Origin of the sequence: Qipengyuania proteolytica, assembly GCF_019711565.1 — a bacterium.
In the GTDB taxonomy this organism is placed as follows: domain Bacteria; phylum Pseudomonadota; class Alphaproteobacteria; order Sphingomonadales; family Sphingomonadaceae; genus Qipengyuania; species Qipengyuania proteolytica.
The window spans coordinates 1205673-1227983 of the sequence record NZ_JAIGNN010000001.1 but is presented as its reverse complement, the minus strand read 5'-3'; the positions used below and the strand labels follow the sequence as shown (position 1 = coordinate 1227983).

The window sequence follows — 22311 nt, the reverse complement described above, 5'->3', positions numbered from 1 at the left end:
TTTGCTCGTCAGGCGGTCGGGATCGTCTGGCCGGTCTTCGCCCAGTCGGCGACGAAACCTTCGATGCCTTTGTCGGTCAGGACATGCTTGAAGAGGCCCTTGATGACGGCGGGTGGCATGGTGGCGACGTCCGCGCCGATCAGCGCACTCTGGAGCACATGGACCGGGTTGCGGATCGAGGCGACGAGGATTTCGGTCTCGAAACCGTAATTGCTGTAGATCTGGTGGATGTCCTCGATCAGCGCCATCCCGTCGAAACCGTTGTCGTCGTGCCGGCCGACGAAAGGCGAAATGAAGCTCGCCCCGGCCTTCGCCGCCAGCAGCGCCTGGTTGGCGGAGAAGCACAGCGTGACGTTGACCATCGTGCCGTCGGCGCGCAGCTTCTTGCAGGTCTTGAGCCCGTCGATCGTCAGCGGCACCTTGATGCAGACATTGTCCGCGATCTTCCGCAGCGTCTCGGCTTCCTTCATCATCGTTTCGTGATCGAGCGCGACCACCTCGGCACTGACCGGCCCGTCGACGATGCCGCAGATTTCCTTCGTCACCTCCATGAAGTCCCGGCCCGACTTGGCGATCAGCGAGGGATTGGTGGTGACGCCATCCAGCAGGCCAGTCTCGGCCAGTTCCTTGATGTCGGCGATTTCGGCGGTGTCGACGAAGAATTTCATGCGTGCGCGCTCCGGGATTTGCGATTCCCGGATGCCTTAGCGATGCAGTGGCGGCGCGGCTAGTACCCGGCGCCGGTGCCGAAGACGCCGATCAGCAGCGCATCGTTGGTCGCACGCGGATCGCGGCGGATCGCGGCTTCCTCGACGCCGATTTCCCGCCAGATCGTATCGTCGACATTGCCGGCGAAGCGAGTGGTCGCGCCCGCCAGGTCGACGCCGGTCAGGCCGCGGATCAGTTCGCCCACGAGCGGGTCCTGCGCCACGCGCATGGCAGTGCCCAGTTCGGGCACCATCGCTTCGACCAAAGTCTCGCCCATCGAACCGCGCAGGAAGGCGGTGGCCGCGGTGGGACCGCCGCGCACCAGGTCGATCGCGTTCTGGAAGCCGATGGTGCGCACGGCCTCGGTCACCAGCGGAGCCGCGCGTTCGGCGCCTTCGTAGGCAATGTCGCCGAAGGCATTCTCGAGCCGGTTCTTGAACAGGGCGGACGTCAGGATCCGACTCAGCACATCGCCGCGCGTGCCGAGCAGGTTATTGAGGCCCAGCTGCGCGACCTGCTGGTCCCAGAACCCGTCGCGCTGGAGCATGCGCATGAAGGCGCGCTCGCTCGAAAGGTAGAGCAGGCGCTGGACGGCATCGACCATGCTGAAACCGGGCAGGCCCGCGCATCCGGGAAGGATGAGCGCGGCTCCGCCAAGCGACAGTCCGCCGATGAACGCGCGGCGTCCGGTGGGTCGTTGCATAATCTCGGTCATATCTTCAGTCCTCTTCCATCCCACCCTTGTTGCACCCCTGTCGCGCCGCCCATATGGCCCGGCCATGAACCGCGTGCGCTGCCTCGTCCTCAATGCCGCCCTTGGTCCGCTGGACTACAAGGCGCCCGAGGGCCTGCCTGTCGAGCCCGGTTCGGTGGTCGAATGCCCGCTGGGCCCGCGCACCGTGATCGGGATCGTCTGGGAGGCTGAACGGCTCCCCGGGACCGAGGTTCCGGCAGAGAAGCTGCGGAATTTGCGCGGGGTTCTGCCGGTCCCGCCGCTCTCCGCCGCGCTGCGGCGGCTGATCGAATGGACCGCGGACTATTACGTCGCCTCGCTGGCGAGCGTGGCGCGCATGGCGCTGAGCTCGGGCGGGGCGCTCAAAGGTCCGGCGACGATGACCGAATACCGGCTGACCGGGGGCATGCCCGAACGGCTGACCCCGCAGCGGCTGGCCGCGATGGAATCGCTGGAGGGCGAGCAGGCGAACATTCGCGAACTGTCCGGCATAGCGGGGGTCAGCGAGGGCGTGCTGCGCGGGCTCGTCAATCAGGGCGTGCTCGAACCGATCGAGGTCGATTGCGACCGGCCCTACGACGCGGCGCAGCCCGATTTCGCGCATATCGAGCTGAGCCCGGAACAGGCCGAAGCCTCCGCCACCTTCGCCGAGGCAGTGCGCAAGGCCGAATTCGCGCCCTTCCTGCTCGACGGCGTGACCGGATCGGGCAAGACCGAGACCTATTTCGAACCCGTCGCCGAGGCGCTGCGGATGGGCCGCCAGGTGCTCGTCCTGCTGCCCGAGATCGCGCTGACCGAAAACTTCCTCCACCGTTTCGAAGAACGGTTCGGCGCCGCGCCGGTGCTGTGGCATTCCTCGCTCAAATCCACCGAGCGGCGGCGCGCCTATCGCGCGGTTGCGCAGGGCACGGCGCAGGTCGTGGTGGGTGCACGCTCCGCGCTGTTCCTCCCCTTCCGCAAGCTCGGCCTGATCGTCGTCGACGAGGCGCATGAGGTGAGCTTCAAGCAGGAGGACGGGGTGCGCTACAACGCGCGCGACGTCGCGGTGATGCGCGCGCATTTCGAGCAGGTGCCGGTGGTCCTCGCCAGCGCCACGCCTGCGCTGGAAAGCCTGCAGATGGCGGAGAGCGGGATCTACACCAAGGTCGATCTGCCGAGCCGGTTCGGCGGCGCGGAACTGCCCGCGATCGACACGATCGACCTCACGCAGGAAAAGCCGCCGCACGGGATATGGCTCGCCCAGCGGCTGGTCAACGGGATCGAGGAGCGGCTGGCCAAGGGCGAACAATCGCTGCTGTTCCTCAACCGCCGCGGCTATGCGCCGCTGACGTTGTGCCGCAATTGCGGCTTCCGCTTCCAGTGCCCCAATTGCAGCGCCTGGCTGGTCGAGCACCGCTTCTCCCGCCGCCTCGCCTGCCACCATTGCGGCCACGAGACCCCGAGCCCCAGCGCCTGTCCCGAATGCGGCGAGCCCGATTGCCTCGTCGCCTGCGGCCCCGGCGTCGAGCGGATCGCCGACGAAGTGGCCGAGCGGGTGCCCGATGCGCGGGTATTCGTCGCCACCTCCGACACGCTCAATTCGCCCGGCCGCGCCGCCGAATTCATCGCCGCGGTCGAGGCGAAGGCGATCGACGTTATCGTCGGCACGCAATTGGTAACCAAGGGGTTCCATTTCCCGGACCTGACGCTCGTCGGTGTCGTCGATGCCGATCTCGGCCTCGAAGGCGGCGATCTGCGCGCGGGCGAGCGGACCTACCAGCAGGTCGCGCAGGTCGCCGGGCGCGCGGGGCGCGGGACCAAACCCGGTGAAGTACTGATCCAGACGCGCCACCCGGAAGCCAGCGTCATCGCCGCGCTCGCCGCCGGGGACCGCGACGCCTTCTACGAGGTCGAGGCCGAGGGCCGCCGTCACGCCGGCGCCCCGCCCTTCGGCCGCTGGGCAGCGATCATCATCTCGTCGGAAGACGATGCCGAAGCGCGCGAGGCCGCCAACCGGCTCGGCGCCTTCCGCCCGCAGGTGGAGGAGTGCCAGATTCTCGGTCCGGCGCCTGCGCCGATGGCGCTGCTGCGTGGTCGCTATCGCTACCGCTTCCTCATCAATGCGCGCCGCAGCGTGCAATTGCAGGACGTGATCCGCGGCTGGCTGAGGCAGGTCGACCACCCGCCCGGCGTGCGAATAGCGGTAGACGTCGATCCCTACAGTTTCGTCTGATCCTGTCCCGCGTCGAAGGCCGCGCGCGCCGCCTCGACCTGACCGATGTTGGCGATCGCCCAGTTGCCCAGCCGCGCGACCGGATCGCAGAGCGAGGTGCCGAGCCGGGTCAGCGCATAGTCGACCCGCGGCGGCACGCTCGGCGTGACCGCGCGGCTGACGAGCCCGTCGCGCTCGAGCCCGCGCAGGGTGCGGGTGAGCATGCGCTGCGAAATGCCAGGAATCCCGCGCCGCAATTGGTTGAACCGCAGCGAACCGTCGGCCAGCGCCATCACGACGCGGACCGACCACTTGTCGCCCACTCTCGCAAGGATGTCGTTCACCGCGGAACATTGCGGGGCATCGTGGACTTCGAGGGTTACACCGGTGTCCCTATCGGACAGCAAAGTGCCTTCTTGCGCCAGGCGGGTTGCAGTTTCCATATGGCCTCCAGGTTATCGATAGTAACTACGGAGAAACCGCAATGCAAATCCTTCGCATCGACAGCGCAACCACCGGCGTGCAGTCCATCAGCCGCAAGCTGACCGACGAACTCGTCGCACACTTCACCGCCAAGCATCCCGACGCGACGGTGATCGAGCGCGACCTCGTCGCCGAGCCGCTGCCGCATATCGACCCGATCACCACCAAGGCGATCCGCACCCTGCCCGAAACGCACGAGGAGGCGGTCGCCGCCGCCTATCCCGACCAGCGCGCGGTGCTCGACGAGTTTCTCGCGTCCGACGTCGTGATCGTCGGTGCGCCAATGTACAATTTCTCCATCCCCAGCCAGCTCAAGGCCTGGCTCGACCGGCTCGGCGTTCCCGGGGTGACGTTCAAATATTCCGAAGCCGGGCCCGAAGGGCTCGCGGGCGGTCGCAAGGTGATCGTCGCCTCGGCGCGCGGCGGCGAATATTCGAACGACCAGATGGCAGAGAACCAGGAAAGCCTGCTGACGACCTTCTTCGGTTTCATCGGCGTCGACGACCTCCACTTCGTCCGCGTCGAGAAGGCAGGCTACGGGCCCGAAGCCATCGAAGCGGGGCTCGCGGCGGCGAAGGACGAAATCGCGAAGCTTTAGGGCACCATCGCGGCGGCCGGGCATTGAAGCGGAAATGCCCGGCCCCGTTCTCGTTCCCATCCTCGGCGACCATCTGACCCGCGACCTCGCCTCCATCCGCGGACGGCCCAAGGACGATACCGTCATCCTCATGATGGAGGTCTGGGACGAGGCGACCTACGTCAAACACCACAAGCAGAAGATCGTCCTCATCTTCTCCGCCATGCGCCATTTCGCCGAGGCATTGCGCGATGCGGGCTGGACGGTCGACTATGTCCGCCTGACCGACGAGGACAATTCCGGCAGCTTCACCGGCGAGGTCGCGCGCGCGATCGAGCGGCACGACCCGCGCCTCGTCAGCGTGGTCGAGGCCGGCGAATGGCGCGTGCGCGAGGACATGGACCAGTGGGCTGACAAGTTCGCCTGCGAAGTCGAGATCCTGCGCGACGACCGCTTTGTCTGCTCCCAAGCCGAATTCGATGAATGGGCGGAGGGCCGCAAGGAGCTCCGCATGGAGTTCTTCTACCGCGAGATGCGCCGCAAGACCGGCTTGCTGATGGACGGCGACAAGCCCGAAGGCGGCGAGTGGAACTACGACAGCGAGAACCGCAAGCCGCCCAAGGAAGGTCTTGCCGCTCCCGAACGGCCGAAATTCGAGCCGGACGACATCACCCGGGATGTGATGGACCTCGTCGAGGATCGCTTCGGCGACCACTTCGGCAGCCTCGAACGCTTCGAATGGCCGGTCACGCGCGACGAGGCAGAGGAAGCCGCCGATGCCTTCTTTGCCGAGCGGATCGAATGCTTCGGCCCGTACCAGGACGCGATGGTCGCGGGCGAGGACGATCTGTTCCACTCGATGCTGTCGACCAGCATCAACCTCGGCCTGCTCGACCCGCTCGAGCTCTGCCAGCGTGCGGAGAAAGCCTACCGGGACGGCAAGGCACCGCTCAACAGCGTCGAGGGCTTCATCCGCCAGATCATCGGCTGGCGCGAATATGTGCGCGGCTTCTACTTCCACCAGATGCCGCACCTGCAAAAGGCGAACGCGCTCAACGCGCAGCGCGGCCTGCCCGAATTCTACTGGACCGGCGAGACCGACATGGCCTGCCTTGCCGACTGCATCCGCTCCACGCGCGAGAACGCCCATGCGCACCACATCCAGCGGCTGATGGTGCTCGGCAATTTCGCGCTGCTCGCCGGGATCAGCCCGCGCGAGGTCGAGGACTGGTTCCTCGTCGTGTATGCCGATGCCTATGAATGGGTCGAACTGCCGAACGTTGCGGCGATGATCCTCTATGCCGATGGCGGCAAGCTGGCTTCGAAACCCTATGCGGCGAGCGGGAACTACATCAACAAGATGTCGAACTACTGCTCGGGCTGCACCTATTCGGTCTCGAAGAAGACCGGCGACGGTGCCTGCCCGTTCAACCCGCTCTACTGGCATTTCATGGAGCGCCACCGCGAGCGGCTGGAGAGCAATCCGCGGATCGGGCGCATCTATGCCACTTGGGACCGGATGGGACCGGAGAAACAGCGCGACTATCTCGACAGCGCCGAGTCGTTCCTCGCCACCCTCAGGCCTGCGCAAGGCAGCTGGGCGCGAGACGCCTAACGCGCTTCGCAACGGTTCGTCGCACCCCGGGCCCACGCCACCCCCCTCCTTGGCACCGACCCTGCGACCGTTCATTTATCGGACAGGTTCGCAACAACACCAGCCCCGCACGCGGTAATTTCTGCCGCTTCGTATCCATTGAATGAAGGGGGCTCTGACACCCCGGCAAGCACATACAGAGGGGACTGCGCGGCATTCGCCGCCACGTGCTCGCCGGATCGTATTAGGAGTACTGCAATGCACATGTTTTCGAAGACCGCGAGCGCCATCGCTGCCGCCAGCCTGCTCGCCATTCCCGCAACTGCCCAGGAACTGCCCGCGCAGGGCGCCTATGAAGCCGAGGCTTCGGGCGACATCACCGTAACCGGCGTCGTGCCGAGCGATCTGTCCGACATGCCTGCCGGTCCCGATGTGGAAGGCATCATCTCGGGCCGCGACGGCAACCGCATCCGTGTTACCGCCACCGATGGCACGAACACCGTGCTGACGCTGAGTGACGCGACCGAAATCCGCACCAGCGGCGGGTTCCTCGGCATGAGCAAGGACAAGCTGGCCATGAACCAGCTCCTCAACGGCATTCCAGTCAAGGTCGACACTGTCCAGTGGGGCAACCGCGGCCTGATCGCCACGAAGGTCTCGATGAAGGATCGCGACCTCAAGACCGCGCGCATGATCCACCAGGGCACCGACCAGCGCTTCACCGCCAACGAAGCCGCGACCGAAGCGCTGCGCGGCCGCGTCGCCAACATCGACCAGTACAATATCAAGGGCGTGACCAACGTCTATTTCGACACGGCTAAGTACACCCTGTCGGATGAAGCCCGTGCCGATCTTTGCCAGGCTGCAAGCCAGGCCGGAGCGACGGACAATGCCCTGCTGCTCGTGGTCGGCTACACCGACTCTACCGGCGATTACGAGTTCAACCAGCAGCTGAGCGAAAAGCGCGCCGCGCGCGTCGTCAACTTCCTCCAGCAGGAATGCGACTGGGCACCGTACCGTATGCTGACGCCGACCGGCATGGCCGAAGCCGATCCGGCTGCGGACAACACGACCGAAGAAGGCAAGGCGCAGAACCGCCGCGTGGCCGTGAACATCCTCGTCAGCAAGAGCGTCGACGGCATGGACGCCGGCCTCTAAGCCCGAGTGACAGCCGAAAGATTGCGGGGCGGGCAGCGAAGGTTGCCCGCCCCATTTTCGTTTGCTCAGCCCTCCGCGAACAGTTCCGCCGCATCGGCCTTGAGCTTCTCCATCGCCCAGGCCCACGGCTGGTGGCCGTAGCTAATCCGGGCAACGCCTAGTGCGGCGAGTTCCGCAGTCGTCCCGCGTCCGGGCGCCCACAGCACGTTGACCGGCAGCGGCGAGCCCTCGCAGATCGCGCGGATCGTCGGATGGTCGCCGAGGAAGGGCACGAACAGGCTGCCCGCCCCGGCCTCGGCATAGAAACGGGCGCGCTCCAGCACGTCTTCGATCATGGCTTCGCTGTAATCCGCCGGATCGACGCCGCGATAGACGTCGGTCCGCGCATTGACGTGAATGCCTGTGTCTGCCGCCGCCGCGAACCGTTCGGCCGCTTCGGCTAAGGGAAGAAGCGCCGTCGCGCCCGGCATGCGGTCTTCCATGTTGATGCCGGCCGCGCCCGCAGCGAAGGCCCGCGCAACCGAAGCGCCGACCTCGGCAGGCGTGTCGCCATAGCCCGCTTCCATGTCGAAGGTGACCGGCAGATCGGTGACCGAAAGGATGCGCGTCAGCGTTGCGAGCGCGAATTCGAGCGGCAGCGTCTCCCCGTCCGCGAAGCCGTTCGCCTCGGCCACGCCGTAGCTGCCCGTGGCGATCGCCTTGGCCCCCGCCTCCGCAACCGCCCGCGCCGACCCGGCGTCCCAGATATTGTAGAGCACCAGCGGCTTGCCCGGCACGTGCAGCGCGCGGAATTGTTCGACCTTGTCCATCACTTACCCTCCCGCCGAAGCAGCTCGGCCTTGATCTCGGTGCCATAGGCGTAGCCGCCCAGCCCGCCGTCCGCCGCGATCACGCGGTGGCAGGGAATCAGCACGGCGATATTGTTCGCGCCGTTGGCACCGCCGACCGCGCGGCTGGCCTTGGGGTTGCCGAGCATCGCGGCCTGCTCGCCATAGCTGCGCGTCTCTCCCGCCGGGATCTGGCGAAGCGCCTCCCAGCAGCGTTGCTGGAATGCGGTGCCCTTCACGTCGAGCGGGATGTGCGAATTGTCGCGCGCGGGATCCTCGACCACCGCGACTACCTCGTCGAACAGGGCGCGGAAGTCCTCGCCGCCCTCGACCAGCTCGGCCTTGGGGAAGCGCGCCCGCAACTCCGCCTCGCCCTCGTTGAAGCTGAGGCAGCACACGCCCTTCCCGGTCGCCGCGACGAGCATGTCGCCAAGGCTCGTCGCCACTACCGTCCAGTGGATCGTGCGGTCCCTGCCGCCGTCCTTCCAGTCGCTCGCCGTCATGCCCAGCCGTCCCTTCGTGTCTTCATAGAAGCGCGAGGCCGAGCCATAGCCCGCCGCGTAGATCGCGCCGGTCACGCTCTCGCCCGCACTCAGCGCATCGCGCGCCCGCTCCTCGCGCAGGGCGCGGGCATAGGCGGCGGGCGAGAGGCCCGTAGCGCGCTTGAACACGCGCTGGAAATGGGTTGGCGAATAACCCGCGATCTGCGCGAGCGCCGCGAGCGAGGGCGCGTCCTCCGCCTGCCGGATCTCGTCGATCGCGGCGAGCACCGCCGCCTCGTCGCGCGACACGTCGTCGGGCAGGCACCGCTTGCAGGCGCGCAGGCCCACGGCGCGCGCCTCGGCCCCGCTCGCGAAGAAGCGCACGTTTTCGCGCACGGGATGGCGTGCGGCGCATGACGGGCGGCAATAGATGCCCGTCGTCAGTACGCCCGTGACGAAGCGCCCGTCATACGTGCGGTCGCGCCGCTTGACGGCGGCCCAGGCTTGCGTGTGGTCGATCATGATTGGTCTCTCCATAGACGATATGCGCGCCTTGTGCGGAGGTTTTGCACGGCGCGCATCCCGCCGCTTGCGATCAAAGCCGATGGCGGCCAAAAGCGCAGGCGGATGGGACGCTTTCTCACATTGCTCGCGGCCGCGCTGGCGCTGCTCGCGCCCTCGCTGGCGGAGGCCGATCCGGCCGATATCGACGCCGCCGCGCGCGGGGTGGTGCGGATCGTCATCATTGCCGAGGACGGCGACGAGCTGCTGCCCGTCAGCCACGGCACCGGCTTTGCGGTCACGGCCAACAAGGTCGTGACCAACGCCCATGTGGTGCGCGACGCCATGCTTGACGACGAGCTGAGGATCGGGATCGTCCCGTCCGGCGGAGGCGAGGCGGTTTATGGCCGCGTCCTTGCCGCTTCGGCCAAGACCGACCTTGCGCTGGTGCAGATCACCGGCTCGCTCCGCCTGCCGCCGCTCGCGCTCTCCGGCGGCACCCCGCCCGACAGCGGCGAGGTGACCAGCGTCGGCTATCCGATGAACGTCGACCGCGCGCAGGGGCTCGCCATAGGCGACATCTTCCGCAGCCAGCCGCCGGTGAAGAGCCGCGGCTTCATCTCGGGCGCGCGCCCCAGCCGCCAGTTCGATTCGATCCTGCACACCGCCCCCATCGCACGCGGCAATTCCGGCGGCCCGCTGCTCGACGGTTGCGGGCGCGTGCTGGGCGTGAACAGCTTCGGCGCGGACAATGACAGTGGCGATGCGGAGTTCTTCTTCGCCGTTTCCAACCGCGAATTGCTGCCGTTCCTGCGCGCCAACAATGTGACGCCGCGCGTCAACGAATTGCCCTGTCGTTCCATGGCCGAACTCGACGAAGCCGAAAGCGACCGGATCGAGCGCGAGCAGATGGCCGCGCGTCAGGCCTTGGCAGAGCGGGCCGAGGCAAGCCGCACCAAGCGCGTGCGTGCGCAGCTGGAAGCCGAGCAGGCGGTCATTACCGAGCGCGAGGACCGCGTCTTCCTCGCCTTCGTCCTGCTGCTGGTGGCCTTCGGGCTCGGCCAGTGGGCGATGGCGCTGTTCAACCGGGACCCGCGCGACGAGAAGCGCCTGCGCATGGTCGCCGCGGGCACGGCGGTGGTGGTGCTGGCGGCGCTGGCGGCCTATATCACCCGCCCGGGCCTCGACGAGATCGACCGCCGCGTCGCCGCCGCGATGCAGCCCGACGCACCCAACACATCGCCGGAAGACCCCGCCACCGGCGACCTCGCGCTGCAATGCTCGCTCCTGCCCGAGCGCAGCCGCGTCACCAGCGCCGAGGCGGAAGGCCTCGATTTCGACTGGGCCGAGGGCGGCTGCGTCAACGGGCGCACGCAATACGGCTTCTCCGGCGGCACCTGGAGCCGCGTGTTCGTGCCCAATGCGGAAGACGCCGTCTCAGTCAACAGCTTCGACCCCGACCGCCGCATCTACCGCGTCGAACGCTACCTGCTGCCGCGAAGCGCGATGGAGGACGCACGGGCCGCGCGCGGCAAGTACAAGGCACCGGTCTGCGGTGAAGAGGGGGCAGCCGGAAAGCTCGGCGATCTCCAGACCGAGGTTCTGGCGCAGTTGCCGCAGCAGCCCAACGAGCGGCTGGCCTACGAATGCAGCGTGCGGCCCTAATTCGGCCCGGGCGCGGGTGCTGATATAAAGCCTAAGCCGCCAGCGCTTCCCCGCTCAGCGTGATGCGGTGCATCTCGCGGGCGTGGCCCTGATAGTCGTTGAGCGCATTGTGCCAGGTCGTGCGGTTGTCCCAGATCGCCACCGCGCCCGGCTCCCACTTCACGCGGCAGGTGTTGTCCGCCGCCAGCGCCTCGGCATAGAGGCGGGTTAGCAGCGGCAGGCTCTCCGCGCGCGTCTGGCCGACGAAGTTCACCGTGAAGGCGCGGTTGACGTAGAGCAGCTTGCGCCCGGTGACCGGGTGGCGGATCACCACCGGATGCACCGCGCCGGTCTTGAGGTCGTGGCCGCGCAGCTCGCTCCCCATGTCGGTCTTCGCATAAAGGCCGTCGGCCTTGTATATATGGTCGGCGGTGTGGAACGCCTCCAGCCCCTCGATCTCTTCCTTGAGATCCTCGGGCAGCGCATCATAGGCCTCGCCCATATGCGCGAACAGCGTGTCGCCGCCGCTGGGCGGCAGGAGCCGCGCGACGAGGATCGAGCCCATCGCCGGGACCTGGTCGTAGGAATGGTCGGTATGCCAGTCGCCGCCAATATTGGTCTGCTGGTCCGCCTTCTTGCGGACGACGGCGATCTCCGGATGCTCGTCGGTCAGCGGGAAATAGTTGTTGATGTCGATCCCGCCCCAGCGCTTGGCGAAGGCGATATGCGCTTCGGGCGTGAAGTCGTCCTGCCCGCGAAACAGCGCGACGCCATGCTCGTAGATCGCGGTACGGATGGCGGCCAGCGTTTCGCCTTGCGCCTCGGCCAGCCTGACGCCCGTGATCTCGACCCCGCACTTCGGGGCCAGCGGCACCATCTCCATCGTCCCTCTCCTGCGCAAATGCTCGCGTCCCCGGTGCGCATTCTACGCTTCTGCGGCACGGAGTCCAGAAACCCGCCCGGACTCGGCTTGCCTTTGAAGGGGGGCTTTGCTAGGCGCGCGCCGACCTTGCCGGGGCGATTCCGTTTCGCCCGCATCCGGCTCGGACGCACAAAGTTTTCTCCGGACCCAAGAGGACCTCAAGCGCGTGGATATTTCCGCCGGTATTCAGGCTAGCCTGGCAGGCCGTTACGCCTCGGCCCTGTTCGATCTCGCAAGCGAGGCCGGCACGGTCACCGCCGTCGAATCGGACCTCGAAAAGCTCGAAGCCGGGCTCGCCGAATCGAACGAGCTCAAGCTGCTCACCACCAACCCCAAGGTGTCGCGCGGTGCCGCCGAAAAGGCGCTGTGGGGCGTGTCGGCCATCATGGGCCTGACCGAGCTCACGCAGAACTTCCTCGGCGTGTTGGCGCAGAACCGCCGCCTGGCGCAGCTGCCGCAGGTCATCCGCGCCTTCCGCGCCATCGCCGCAGCCCAGCGCGGCGAAGTGACCGCCGAAGTCACCAGCGCCCACGCCCTCACCGACGCGCAGCTTGCCGATCTCAAGAGCAGGCTGACCGCGCGCGAGGGCCGCACCGTCAAGCTTTCCACGAAGGTCGACCCCGAGCTTCTCGGCGGCCTCGTCGTCACCATCGGATCGAAGCGCATCGACGGCTCGATCCGCACCCGTCTCAATTCGCTTTCCCAGGCCATGAAGGCTTAAAGGACACACATCATGGATATCCGCGCCGCAGAAATCTCCAAGGTCATCAAGGACCAGATCGCCAATTTCGGTACCGAAGCCGAAGTCAGCGAAGTCGGTTCCGTGCTGTCGGTGGGTGACGGTATTGCCCGCATCCACGGCCTCGACAACGTCCAGGCCGGCGAAATGATCGAATTCGCCAACGGCGTTCAGGGCATGGCGCTGAACCTCGAAGCCGACAACGTCGGCGCGGTGATCTTCGGGTCCGACACGGACATCGCCGAAGGCGACAGCGTGAAGCGTACCGGCACCATCGTGGACGTTCCCGTCGGCAAGGGCCTGCTCGGCCGCGTGGTCGACGCGCTCGGCAACCCGATCGACGGCAAGGGCCCGATCGCATCGACCGAGCGTCGCCGCGTCGAAGTGAAGGCGCCCGGCATCATCCCGCGTGAATCGGTGAGCGAGCCGGTGCAGTCGGGCCTCAAGGCCATCGACGCCCTCGTTCCCGTCGGCCGCGGCCAGCGCGAACTGATCATCGGCGACCGCCAGACCGGCAAGTCCGCCGTCGCGATCGACACCTTCATCAACCAGAAGGAAGCGCACGCAGGCGACGACGAAGGCAAGAAGCTCTACTGCATCTATGTCGCCGTCGGCCAGAAGCGCTCGACCGTCGCGCAGATCGTCAAGAGCCTCGAAGAAAACGGTGCGATGGAATATTCGATCGTCGTCGCCGCTACCGCGTCGGAGCCCGCTCCGCTGCAGTACCTCGCGCCCTATACCGGCTGCGCGATGGGCGAATTCTTCCGCGACAACGGCATGCACGCCGTGATCGTATACGACGACCTTTCGAAGCAGGCCGTCGCCTACCGCCAGATGTCGCTGCTGCTGCGCCGCCCGCCGGGCCGCGAAGCCTATCCGGGCGACGTGTTCTATCTCCACAGCCGCCTGCTCGAGCGCGCGGCGAAGATGAACGGCGACAACGGTTCGGGCTCGCTCACCGCGCTGCCGATCATCGAAACGCAGGCGGGCGACGTGTCGGCCTACATCCCGACCAACGTGATCTCGATCACCGACGGCCAGATCTTCCTCGAAACCGACCTGTTCTACCAGGGCATCCGTCCGGCCATCAACGTCGGCCTGTCGGTCAGCCGTGTGGGCGGTGCCGCCCAGACCAAGGCGATGAAGAAGGTCGCCGGCTCGATGAAGCTCGACCTCGCGCAGTACCGCGAAATGGCCGCCTTCGCACAGTTCGGTTCGGACCTCGACGCCGCTACGCAGAAGCTGCTCAACCGCGGTGCGCGCCTGACCGAGCTGCTCAAGCAGCCGCAGTTCTCGCCGATGCCGGTGGAAGAGCAGGTCGTGTCGATCTTCGCGGGCACCAACGGCTACCTCGACGATGTCGCGGTCGACCGCGTGACCGACTACGAAGCGCAGATGCTGAGCTACATGCGTAGCGAACACGCCGCCGTGCTCGCCGAAATCCGCGACACCGGCAAGTTCGAAGACGACACCAAGAACAAGGTCGTCGACGCGCTCAAGACCTTCGCCAAGCAGTTCGCCTAAGAGCCTTAAATAGGGAGCCGTCATGGCCTCGCTGAAAGAACTCAAGGGCCGGATCAACTCGGTCAAGTCGACCCAGAAGATCACCAAGGCCAAGCAGATGGTCGCCGCGGCCAAGCTGCGCCGTGCGCAGGCCGCTGCCGAAGCCGCACGCCCCTATGCCGAACGGCTGTCGGGCGTGATGGCTTCGCTCGCCGGCAAGGTGAGCGGCGACAGCGCGCCCAAGCTGCTCGCGGGCACCGGATCGGACAAGCGCCACCTGCTGGTGGTCGTGAACACCGACAAGGGCCTGTGCGGCGGTCTCAACTCGAACATCGTCAAGGCCGCCAAGGCCAAGGCGGCGAGCCTGATTGCCGAGGGCAAGGACGTCCGCTTCTACCTCGTCGGCAAGAAGGGCCGCGCGCCGATCAAGCGCGACTATTCCGAACGGATCGAGAAGTGGTTCGATACTTCGGACGTGCGCCAGCCCGGTTTCGAAGAGGCAGAAGCGATCGCCAGCGACCTGATCGAGCGGTTCGAGAAGGGCGAATTCGACGTCGCCCACCTCGTCTACCCGATCTTCAAGTCGGCCCTGGCGCAGGATCCGACCGTGGACCAGCTGATCCCCGTCCCCTCGCCGGAAAACGCGGCGGCGGGCGGCGATGCCGTGGTGGAATACGAGCCCGACGAGGAAGCGATCCTCGAAGAGCTGCTGCCGCGTTACGTCAAGACGCAGGTCTTCGGTGCGCTGATCGAGCGCGAAGCGTCCGAACAGGGTGCCTCGATGACCGCGATGGACAACGCCACGCGCAACGCGGGCGATCTCATCAACAAGCTGACGATCCAGTACAACCGCAGCCGCCAGGCCGCGATCACCACCGAACTGATCGAAATCATTGCTGGTGCGGAAGCACTGTAGCAACAACGAATAACCGGTGCGGAAGCACTCTAAGGACGACCCAGTGAAAAAACTCGCCCTCCTCCTGCCTCTCGCTCTTCTCGCCGCCTGCGGCGAAGAGCCCGCGCCTGCTCCGGTCGAAACCGCTGCGGCCGCGCCGGAGCCGGTCAGCACCCTCCCCGCGCCCGACCAGGAAACCTTCACCCAGGTTTTCGGCGATGCGTGCGAAGGCGCCGAACCGGTCAACACCGCGGTCTGCAAGCGTGCCGGCCTCGGCTCGGAAGACGTCATCTGCGAATTCGGCCTCGGCGAGGATACCTACCTGCGCCACGAAGCCACCATCACCGCGAACGAGGACAGCACCGCATGGGTGCTCGCCGACCCCGCAAAGATCTGCGCCGAGCACGGCGCTCACCACAAAGACTCCTGATCCAGTAGGACACACATCATGGCCACCGCACCCAAGCTTAACCAGAGCCCCAACGGCACCATCAGCCAGGTCATCGGCGCTGTCGTCGACGTGCATTTCCCGGGCGATCTGCCCGCGATCCTGACCGCGCTCGAAACGAAGAACGGCGACAACACGCTGGTCCTCGAAGTCGCGCAGCACCTCGGCGAAAACACCGTGCGTACCATCGCCATGGACGCGACCGAAGGTCTCGTTCGCGGCCAGGAAGTCGTGAACACCGGCGCGCAGATCTCGGTCCCCGTCGGCCCGAAGACGCTCGGCCGCATCATGAACGTCGTCGGCGCGCCGATCGACGAGCGCGGCCCGATCGGTGCCGAAACCACCAGCCCGATCCACGCGGAAGCCCCGCTGTTCGTCGACCAGTCGACCGAAGCGGCCATCCTCGTCACCGGCATCAAGGTCATCGACCTCCTCGCCCCCTACGCCAAGGGCGGCAAGATCGGCCTGTTCGGCGGCGCGGGCGTCGGCAAGACCGTGCTGATCCAGGAACTCATCAACAACATCGCGAAGGGCCACGGCGGCGTGTCCGTCTTCGCAGGCGTTGGCGAGCGTACCCGCGAAGGTAACGACCTCTACCACGAATTCCTCGACGCCGGCGTCATCGCCAAGGACGCCGACGGCAACGCCACTTCGGACGGTTCGAAAGTTGCCCTCGTCTTCGGCCAGATGAACGAACCCCCGGGTGCACGCGCCCGCGTCGCCCTCTCGGGCCTGACGATGGCGGAATACTTCCGCGACGTCGAAGGCCAGGACGTGCTGTTCTTCGTCGACAACATCTTCCGCTTCACCCAGGCGGGTTCGGAAGTGTCGGCGCTGCTCGGCCGTATTCCTTCGGCCGTGGGCTACCAGCCGACCCTGTCGACCGACATGGGTAACCTGCAGGAACGCATCACCTCGACCACCAAGGGTTCGATTACCTCGGTCCAGGCCATCTACGTTCCCGCCGACGACCTTACCGACCCGGCTCCGGCAACTTCGTTCGCCCACTTGGACGCGACGACCACGCTGAGCCGCGCGATTTCGGAGCTGGGCATCTACCCGGCCGTCGACCCGCTCGACTCGACCAGCCGCGTGCTCGAACCGCGCGTCGTCGGCCAAGAGCATTACGAGACCGCCCGCCGCGTCCAGGAAACGCTGCAGAAGTATAAGAGCCTGCAGGACATCATCGCCATTCTCGGCATGGACGAACTGTCGGAAGAAGATAAGCTGACCGTGGCCCGCGCCCGCAAGATCCAGCGCTTCCTCTCGCAGCCGTTCCACGTCGCCGAAGTCTTCACCAACATCCCGGGCGTGTTCGTCCAGCTGGAAGACACGGTGAAGTCGTTCAAGGCGGTCGTCGACGGCGAATACGATCACCTGCCGGAAGCCGCCTTCTACATGGTCGGCGGCATCGACCAGGCGGTCGAGAAGGCCAAGAAGCTGGCCGAGGACGCCTGAGGACATGGCTCTCCACTTCGAACTCGTCACGCCGGCCAAGCTGGTCCGTTCGGAAGACGTCCACATGGTGGTCGTCCCCGGGACGGAAGGCGAATTCGGCGTGCTCGAAGGGCACGCGCCCTTCATGTCGACCATCCGCGACGGTGCGGTGCAGGTCTACAAGACCGAAGGCGCCGCGCCCGAAACCATTGAGGTCCGCGGCGGCTTTGCCGAAGTCGGCGACAAGGGCCTCACGGTCCTCGCCGAACACGTGGACGAATAGGGGGCCGCAAGGTCTCCTTGCGAGCGAACGGCAACGAGCCCTTCGGGTCCACTCGCAAAACGGAAAAGGGCGGCCCTGGTGCCGCCCTTTTCTTTGCCCGCAGGCAGCGCTTGCCTTCACCCCTTGTTTACCAATAATCTTTAGCCCTCGGGGACGGAACACGGGGGGATTTTCGGATGACCGCAGCACCGGCGCCAATCTGCGATCGCGGCCTGTCCGTGGTCGTGCCGGTCTTCAACGAGGAGGATGGGCTCGACGAGCTCATGCGCCGCGTCGAGGCCGCCTGCAGCGAACGCTTCCCCAACGACTACGAAGTGCTGCTGGTCAACGACGGTTCGACCGACGGCAGCTGGGCCGCGATCTGCCGCCATGCCGATGCCAAGCCACACGTCGTGGGCATCAACCTGTCGCGCAACCATGGCCACCAGCTGGCGCTCGCCGCAGGGCTTGAGCATGTTCGGGGCGCCCTCGTCTTCGTGCTCGACGCCGATTTGCAGGACCCGCCCGAACTGCTCGGCACGATGGCGGACAGGATCGCGGAAGGCGCCGACGTGGTCTATGGCCAGCGCACCGCCCGCGCGGGCGAGACGGCGTTCAAGCGCGGTACCGCCTCGCTGTTCTACCGCTTCCTGTCGTCCATGGTCGACGTCGCCATCCCTCGCGATACGGGCGATTTTCGCCTGATGACCCGCCGTGTGACCGAACAGCTCAAGGCCATGCCCGAACGCTATCGCTTCGTGCGCGGCATGGTCAGCTGGATCGGTTTTACGCAGGTCGCCGTCCCCTACGAACGCGATGCGCGTTTCGCCGGCCAGACCAACTATCCGCTGCGCAAGATGATCGCACTGGCAATCGATGCGGTGACGAGCTTTTCCACCGTGCCGCTGCGTTTCGCCTCTCACCTGGGCATGATCTTCGGCGTGGTCGGCCTGCTTGCACTCGGATGGGTCGCGGCGGGCTGGCTCTCCGGCGAGGCGGTACGGGGCTGGACCAGCCTCGCCGCGCTGATCCTCGTTATCGGCTCGGTGCAACTGCTCGTGCTCGGGGTGTTCGGAGAATACCTCGGCCGGATGTACATGGAAGCCAAGAACCGTCCGCTGTTCATCGTGGACGAGATCCGCACGAAGGCCGAGGTGGCCGATGCCGCAAACCCGGTCCATGTGCTGGAAGGCAGCATCAGCGAGACCTTCCGCAAGGCCGCAGGCGAGTAAGGCAGCCGGGCATTTCGCGATGAAGGAACAGGTCGTCAGGTTCGGATTGGTCGGTCTGACCAACACGGCGATCGGCTATGCGATCATCCTTGCGGCCATGCTGCTGGGCGCGGGCGACTACCTCGCCAATGCCCTTGGTTACGGGCTCGGGCTGAGCGCGGCCTATCTCCTCCACCGCCGCTTTACCTTCAGGCTGTCCGGTCAAGGCAACTGGCGCGAGGCCGCGCGCTTTGTCGTCACGGCGGCCCTGTCCTTCTGCGTGAACCTCGCCGTGCTGCGGGCGGCGCGCGAGGCCGGCTATGTCGGCAACCCGCTCGCCCAGCTGGCCGCGATGGCCGCCTATTCGGTAAGCTTTTTCGTCCTCGCGAGAAGCTGGGTCTTCCTGCAGCGCAGGGAGCGGACCGCAGCCCGCTAGCGCTTGCGCGCCGCGAGATAGGCCGCGATCCCGTCCACCGCCTTGCGCGGCAACGCCTTGACCACAATCTTGCGCAAATTCCAGGCGAAGTCGCCCATTTCCTCGACCTTGGCGATTCGCGCCGCGCGGACGCGCTGGGAGAGGCGCGCCTGCCCCGCGGCATTGGCGAACATCAGGATGTTGTAGCGATACCAGGGTTTGACCTCGGTGCGCTCGGCCAGCACAGGTCGCATGAAATCGAAGCAATCGTAGCCGCGTTCGGCAAACAGCGCGCGCCAGTAGTCGAGCGGCTGCTCGTTGACATGGTGCTCGCCCCCCTGCCCCGGCACGGCGGCCGAGAAGACCACGATATCGCCGTGCCGCGCGAGGCTTTCGACGAAGCCGCGGGCGCTGCTCTCGGGCAGGTGTTCGGCGACTTCGAGCGACTGGACGATATCGAACCGCTCGCCGAGATCGAGCGGCTGCGACAGGTCGCGCGCGCGGAAATCCGCGACCAGCGGCGCGGTGACATAGTCGCCATCGACCACGGTCGCATGGACGCCGTTCGCTTCCCACACAGCGCCCCAGACGCCCTTGCCGCCGCCGACATCAAGCATGCGCGCTGCCGCGACCTCGCCCAGCACCAGCGGTACCAGCACCTCCGCCGAACTGCGCGCACCGGAGCCGATATAGGCGTAGAAATCATCGTTATATTCGTGCGTCACCGGACATTCCTGTTCTGGCACCATCCATCGAACGCCTTATCGCAACGCGCCCAAAGCGTGAACCTGCCGCCACCCGTCCCTCCACGGCCTTCGTGCCCGGTGTTGATGACGGCGGCGCGTCGCTTGACCGTCCGGGCCCGACAGATAGAGCGGACGCGTACCGCAACCGAAGGAGCCGAGACTGGCGGACCCTGTCCCCTCGAAGACCGCACAAGCGGACGCGGCCGGCGAGCGCCTGATCGTCCCCGTCCTGCTGTTTCTGTGCGTGCTGCCCCTGCTCGCGGTCGGCTTTCCGCCGCTGACCGATGCGCTCGGCCACCTCGGACGCTACGCGATCCAGACCGGCGCTGCGTCGAGTCCCGCGTTGCAGGAGGGTTTCACCTATCGCTGGCAGCTGATCGGCAACCTCGGCGTCGACCTGCTGGTCGAGGTGCTGCAGCCCCTGATCGGCCTGGAGCCGGCGGTGCGGCTCATCGTGATCGCGACGCAGCTTCTGGCTGCCGGCGGCATCATCCTGACCAGCCGGGCGCTCCACGGCCGCATAACGCCTTTCGCCGTGCTCGCCTTGCCGCTGATCTACGGTTTCCCGTTCCAGTACGGCTTCCTCAACTTCTCGCTCTCGATGGCGCTCGCGCTGGTGGTGTTTCCGGCGTGGCTGGCAATCCGCAAACGGCGATCGGGCCTGGTGGCGGGCGTATTCCTCGCCATTGCGGGCCTACTGCTGTGGCTGTGCCATACCTTCGGCTGGGCCTTCCTCGGCCTGCTGTGCGGCAGCTTCTCGCTTCATGCGCTTTGGGCGGAGGGCAAGCGCGGGCCGTCGCTCGTCGCCGCCGTGCTCGCCGACTGCTGCGCTCTGTTGCTCCCGCTCGTCCCCATGCTGCTGTGGCGGACCTCGTCCGGCGACGCGACAACCGGCGGCTGGTCGGCGCTCCTCAAGATCGTGTGGCTGGTTTCGATCTTTCGTTCGGGATGGGGCATGGCGGACTGGATTTCGGCCGGCATCGTCGTCGGGACCGTTTGCGCGCTCCTGATACTGAAGCCCGTCCGTATGCATCCTGCCATCGCAATTGCCGTGTTGCTGTGCCTCGCCGCTTTCCTCGCCCTGCCTTCGCGCGTCTTCGGCTCCTATTACGCCGACATGCGGTTGCTGCCATACACGCTGATCATCGCCTTGCTCGGCTTCAGGCCGTTCGAGGGTGCGCCGCGGATACGCGGCGGCCTGATGGTCCTCGCGATGGCATTCCTCGTTGTTCGGGTGGCCCTCACCACCGCAGACTTCATGGAAAAGGATCGGCGGATCGAGGCCAATCTCGCCGCGCTCGACGTGATTGGACCGGGTTCTCGCGTCGTGAATTTCGCGGTCGAAGCCTGCGATACGTCGTGGCGCGTCAATCCGCTCAAACACATTGGCGGCTTCGCAATCGCGCGGCGAAGCGCCTTTACGAACGAGCAGTGGGACGTGGCGGGCGCGAATGGCCTGAGCGTCCATTATCCGGCGGGGCGCCAGTTCGTCGCCGATCCCTCGCAGTCGGTTACGCTGAGGGACTGTCCGGCGACCGGCCTGCCCGCACTCACCGAAGTCCTGCCTCGCCTGCCGGTTTCGGCGTTCGATTATCTCTGGATCCACGGGGTAGACCCGCAGGCGGTCGAGCTGCCCTTTACCGCGCGCGAGGTCTGGCGCGGGGAGAGCGGGATCGTCTACGCGCTCGGCGACACGCCGGCTAGCCGATAGCTTCCGGGCGGGCCTGCTGCTTGGCGAAGCTCCGGTCGAGCCATTTGCGGATATCCCGGCTGCGGTATTCGGTGAACTGCGCGATCAGCGCGCAAGCGCCTATGATGCCGCCGGCCAATGCGAGGAAGACAAGCGGGTTGTCCCCTGCTCCAATGCCGAGCGCCGAGAGCGCGGAAAGCATCGGCCAATGCAACACGTAGAGCGAGAAGCTGAAGCCCGCGAACCACTTGATGACCGGCGCACCTTGACGCAGGCAGCCTTCCATAGGTGCCGCAAAATAGCGGAAGGCGACGAACAGCATCGCTACGCCGACCCCGAACACGAAGTCTGTCAGCGCATATTCGCTGAAGCGCAGCAAATAACCGAACTGCGCGTGGAAGGCGAACATGAGCGGCTGCGCGTCGAAGGCGTATATGCGCGAGACGCTCATGATGACGAGGCCGGTAAGTGCAAGGATGACGGCCTGTGTCCCCTTGGTCGGTTGCCAGATAGTGCCGTAACGCACCAGCCCTGCCCCGATCAGCCAGATCGGCGTCATCACCAGAACGCGCCAGCCGGCGATCCAGCACAGCAGCGCGAGCACGATGATCCGCCGTGTGCCCTTAAGGAACAGGCCCGCGCCGAACAGCGCATAGAACCACACCTCGTAAGTGAGCGACCAGTAAGGCGGGTTCCACAGCGGTCCGACGCCATCGCCGCTCTCGCTGAGGAAAAGGGCGGGAAGGAGGATGGCCGCGAGCGAGAACTCGTTGTTGAGATCGGGCGCGACGAGCGGGCTCAGGCCTTGCCGGGACAGCACGAGGAAAATCGCGGTCGAGAAGGCCACGGCGAACAGCGATACCGGCAGGATCCGCGCTGCGCGTGCGATCGTGTAGTCGCGCAGGCTGTAATTCCCGGCGCGGACCGAATGGGCGATGACGAGGCCCGAGAGCACGAAGAACACGATCACGGCATAATGCTGCACGGTCGGCCCGAACGGATAGGGACCGGTGTAGATTTCCATCTGCACCGCATGTCCGCCCAGAACCAGCAATGCCGCGATGGCGCGCACGGCATCGAGCAGGATCGACAGGGCCGGCGTGATGAACTGCGGTCTTTCCATCCTGTCGCTATGCCCGAGCATG

Annotated in this window: 22 protein-coding genes; 14 read left to right on the top strand and 8 right to left on the bottom strand. The window is 66.3% G+C overall.

What is annotated here, in order from left to right; translation table 11 throughout:
- Positions 1-8: 8 nt before the first annotated feature.
- Positions 9-668 (bottom strand): fructose-6-phosphate aldolase, encoded by a 660-nt coding sequence (gene fsa / locus K3172_RS05940; RefSeq protein ID WP_221587874.1) that lies wholly within the window; start codon positions 666-668, stop codon positions 9-11.
- Between the two features lie 59 nt (positions 669-727).
- A complete protein-coding gene (locus tag K3172_RS05935; RefSeq protein WP_221587873.1) occupies positions 728-1423 on the bottom strand; it encodes a DUF4197 domain-containing protein in 696 nt (231 codons plus the stop codon).
- Positions 1424-1487: 64 nt separating this feature from the next.
- On the opposite strand from K3172_RS05935, the gene K3172_RS05930 reads away from it, so the two are divergent.
- Positions 1488-3653: a primosomal protein N' gene (locus K3172_RS05930; protein ID WP_221587871.1), complete on the top strand. Its 2166-nt coding sequence runs from the start codon at positions 1488-1490 to the stop codon at positions 3651-3653.
- On the opposite strand, the gene K3172_RS05925 is transcribed toward K3172_RS05930, so the two are convergent.
- Complete coding sequence (locus K3172_RS05925) at positions 3638-4075, bottom strand: winged helix-turn-helix transcriptional regulator (RefSeq protein ID WP_221587869.1); 438 nt, start codon at positions 4073-4075, stop codon at positions 3638-3640. The genes K3172_RS05930 and K3172_RS05925 overlap by 16 nt on opposite strands.
- Before the next feature lie 41 nt (positions 4076-4116).
- On the opposite strand from K3172_RS05925, the gene K3172_RS05920 reads away from it, so the two are divergent.
- The 3 genes from K3172_RS05920 (at position 4117) to K3172_RS05910 (ending at position 7444) form a co-directional block, all read left to right on the top strand.
- Positions 4117-4713, top strand: a complete 597-nt coding sequence (locus K3172_RS05920) for an FMN-dependent NADH-azoreductase (RefSeq protein ID WP_221587867.1) — start codon at positions 4117-4119, stop codon at positions 4711-4713.
- Positions 4714-4747: 34 nt separating this feature from the next.
- A complete protein-coding gene (locus K3172_RS05915) occupies positions 4748-6307 on the top strand; it encodes a cryptochrome/photolyase family protein (RefSeq protein ID WP_221587865.1) in 1560 nt (519 codons plus the stop codon).
- A 237-nt stretch (positions 6308-6544) separates the two neighbouring features.
- Positions 6545-7444, top strand: a complete 900-nt coding sequence (locus tag K3172_RS05910; protein ID WP_221587863.1) for an OmpA family protein — start codon at positions 6545-6547, stop codon at positions 7442-7444.
- Positions 7445-7509: 65 nt separating this feature from the next.
- On the opposite strand, the gene K3172_RS05905 is transcribed toward K3172_RS05910, so the two are convergent.
- On the bottom strand, positions 7510-8253 hold the full coding sequence (locus K3172_RS05905; RefSeq protein WP_221587861.1) for an isocitrate lyase/PEP mutase family protein: 744 nt from the start codon (positions 8251-8253) through the stop codon (positions 7510-7512).
- A complete protein-coding gene (locus K3172_RS05900; RefSeq protein ID WP_247717934.1) occupies positions 8253-9275 on the bottom strand; it encodes a bifunctional transcriptional activator/DNA repair enzyme AdaA in 1023 nt (340 codons plus the stop codon). Before K3172_RS05900 ends, K3172_RS05905 begins: the two co-directional genes overlap by 1 nt.
- 105 nt (positions 9276-9380) lie before the next feature.
- On the opposite strand from K3172_RS05900, the gene K3172_RS05895 reads away from it, so the two are divergent.
- The gene (locus K3172_RS05895; RefSeq protein WP_221587857.1) at positions 9381-10919 is read left to right on the top strand and encodes a S1 family peptidase; all 1539 of its coding nucleotides are present in this window, start codon (positions 9381-9383) and stop codon (positions 10917-10919) included.
- Between the two features lie 31 nt (positions 10920-10950).
- On the opposite strand, the gene K3172_RS05890 is transcribed toward K3172_RS05895, so the two are convergent.
- Positions 10951-11781: a TauD/TfdA dioxygenase family protein gene (locus K3172_RS05890; RefSeq protein ID WP_221587855.1), complete on the bottom strand. Its 831-nt coding sequence runs from the start codon at positions 11779-11781 to the stop codon at positions 10951-10953.
- A gap of 205 nt (positions 11782-11986) precedes the next feature.
- On the opposite strand from K3172_RS05890, the gene K3172_RS05885 reads away from it, so the two are divergent.
- The 8 genes from K3172_RS05885 (at position 11987) to K3172_RS05850 (ending at position 18751) form a co-directional block, all read left to right on the top strand.
- Positions 11987-12541 (top strand): F0F1 ATP synthase subunit delta, encoded by a 555-nt coding sequence (locus K3172_RS05885; RefSeq protein WP_221587853.1) that lies wholly within the window; start codon positions 11987-11989, stop codon positions 12539-12541.
- A 12-nt stretch (positions 12542-12553) separates the two neighbouring features.
- On the top strand, positions 12554-14083 hold the full coding sequence (gene atpA, locus K3172_RS05880) for a F0F1 ATP synthase subunit alpha (protein ID WP_221587851.1): 1530 nt from the start codon (positions 12554-12556) through the stop codon (positions 14081-14083).
- Positions 14084-14105: 22 nt separating this feature from the next.
- Complete coding sequence (locus K3172_RS05875; RefSeq protein ID WP_221587849.1) at positions 14106-14978, top strand: F0F1 ATP synthase subunit gamma; 873 nt, start codon at positions 14106-14108, stop codon at positions 14976-14978.
- Positions 14979-15021: 43 nt separating this feature from the next.
- Entirely contained in the window at positions 15022-15387 is a 366-nt protein-coding gene (locus tag K3172_RS05870; RefSeq protein WP_221587847.1) for a hypothetical protein, read from the top strand.
- An 18-nt stretch (positions 15388-15405) separates the two neighbouring features.
- Positions 15406-16863 carry a F0F1 ATP synthase subunit beta gene (atpD, locus tag K3172_RS05865; protein WP_221587845.1) on the top strand — a complete coding sequence of 486 codons (1458 nt, stop codon included), beginning with the start codon at positions 15406-15408 and terminating at the stop codon, positions 16861-16863.
- A 4-nt stretch (positions 16864-16867) separates the two neighbouring features.
- Positions 16868-17125: an ATP synthase F1 subunit epsilon gene (locus tag K3172_RS05860; RefSeq protein WP_221587842.1), complete on the top strand. Its 258-nt coding sequence runs from the start codon at positions 16868-16870 to the stop codon at positions 17123-17125.
- Positions 17126-17301: 176 nt separating this feature from the next.
- Positions 17302-18336, top strand: coding sequence for a glycosyltransferase family 2 protein (locus K3172_RS05855; RefSeq protein WP_221587840.1), 1035 nt, complete (start codon positions 17302-17304; stop codon positions 18334-18336).
- A gap of 19 nt (positions 18337-18355) precedes the next feature.
- Complete coding sequence (locus K3172_RS05850; RefSeq protein ID WP_221587838.1) at positions 18356-18751, top strand: GtrA family protein; 396 nt, start codon at positions 18356-18358, stop codon at positions 18749-18751.
- Here K3172_RS05850 and K3172_RS05845 read toward each other — a convergent pair.
- Positions 18748-19455, bottom strand: a complete 708-nt coding sequence (locus K3172_RS05845) for a class I SAM-dependent methyltransferase (RefSeq protein ID WP_221587836.1) — start codon at positions 19453-19455, stop codon at positions 18748-18750. The genes K3172_RS05850 and K3172_RS05845 overlap by 4 nt on opposite strands.
- A 265-nt stretch (positions 19456-19720) precedes the next feature.
- Here K3172_RS05845 and K3172_RS05840 point away from each other — a divergent pair, with 265 nt between their 5' ends.
- Positions 19721-21187 carry a hypothetical protein gene (locus K3172_RS05840; protein ID WP_221587834.1) on the top strand — a complete coding sequence of 489 codons (1467 nt, stop codon included), beginning with the start codon at positions 19721-19723 and terminating at the stop codon, positions 21185-21187.
- On the opposite strand, the gene K3172_RS05835 is transcribed toward K3172_RS05840, so the two are convergent.
- Entirely contained in the window at positions 21177-22289 is a 1113-nt protein-coding gene (locus tag K3172_RS05835; protein ID WP_221587832.1) for an acyltransferase family protein, read from the bottom strand. The genes K3172_RS05840 and K3172_RS05835 overlap by 11 nt on opposite strands.
- Between the last annotated feature and the right edge of the window lie 22 nt (positions 22290-22311).

What these genes read in the sequence shown, in the direction of transcription:
- K3172_RS05930 (WP_221587871.1), top strand. Translation starts at nt 1,488, where the DNA reads ATGAACCGCGTGCGCTGCCTCGTCCTCAATGCCGCCCTTGGTCCGCTG.
- K3172_RS05895 (WP_221587857.1), top strand. Translation starts at nt 9,381, where the DNA reads ATGGGACGCTTTCTCACATTGCTCGCGGCCGCGCTGGCGCTGCTCGCG.
- K3172_RS05875 (WP_221587849.1), top strand. Translation starts at nt 14,106, where the DNA reads ATGGCCTCGCTGAAAGAACTCAAGGGCCGGATCAACTCGGTCAAGTCG.
- K3172_RS05915 (WP_221587865.1), top strand. Translation starts at nt 4,748, where the DNA reads ATGCCCGGCCCCGTTCTCGTTCCCATCCTCGGCGACCATCTGACCCGC.
- K3172_RS05935 (WP_221587873.1), bottom strand. Translation starts at nt 1,423, where the DNA reads ATGACCGAGATTATGCAACGACCCACCGGACGCCGCGCGTTCATCGGC.
- K3172_RS05855 (WP_221587840.1), top strand. Translation starts at nt 17,302, where the DNA reads ATGACCGCAGCACCGGCGCCAATCTGCGATCGCGGCCTGTCCGTGGTC.
- K3172_RS05905 (WP_221587861.1), bottom strand. Translation starts at nt 8,253, where the DNA reads ATGGACAAGGTCGAACAATTCCGCGCGCTGCACGTGCCGGGCAAGCCG.
- K3172_RS05920 (WP_221587867.1), top strand. Translation starts at nt 4,117, where the DNA reads ATGCAAATCCTTCGCATCGACAGCGCAACCACCGGCGTGCAGTCCATC.
- K3172_RS05860 (WP_221587842.1), top strand. Translation starts at nt 16,868, where the DNA reads ATGGCTCTCCACTTCGAACTCGTCACGCCGGCCAAGCTGGTCCGTTCG.
- K3172_RS05835 (WP_221587832.1), bottom strand. Translation starts at nt 22,289, where the DNA reads ATGGAAAGACCGCAGTTCATCACGCCGGCCCTGTCGATCCTGCTCGAT.
- K3172_RS05910 (WP_221587863.1), top strand. Translation starts at nt 6,545, where the DNA reads ATGCACATGTTTTCGAAGACCGCGAGCGCCATCGCTGCCGCCAGCCTG.
- fsa (WP_221587874.1), bottom strand. Translation starts at nt 668, where the DNA reads ATGAAATTCTTCGTCGACACCGCCGAAATCGCCGACATCAAGGAACTG.
- atpD (WP_221587845.1), top strand. Translation starts at nt 15,406, where the DNA reads ATGGCCACCGCACCCAAGCTTAACCAGAGCCCCAACGGCACCATCAGC.
- atpA (WP_221587851.1), top strand. Translation starts at nt 12,554, where the DNA reads ATGGATATCCGCGCCGCAGAAATCTCCAAGGTCATCAAGGACCAGATC.
- K3172_RS05925 (WP_221587869.1), bottom strand. Translation starts at nt 4,075, where the DNA reads ATGGAAACTGCAACCCGCCTGGCGCAAGAAGGCACTTTGCTGTCCGAT.
- K3172_RS05850 (WP_221587838.1), top strand. Translation starts at nt 18,356, where the DNA reads ATGAAGGAACAGGTCGTCAGGTTCGGATTGGTCGGTCTGACCAACACG.
- K3172_RS05900 (WP_247717934.1), bottom strand. Translation starts at nt 9,275, where the DNA reads ATGATCGACCACACGCAAGCCTGGGCCGCCGTCAAGCGGCGCGACCGC.
- K3172_RS05890 (WP_221587855.1), bottom strand. Translation starts at nt 11,781, where the DNA reads ATGGAGATGGTGCCGCTGGCCCCGAAGTGCGGGGTCGAGATCACGGGC.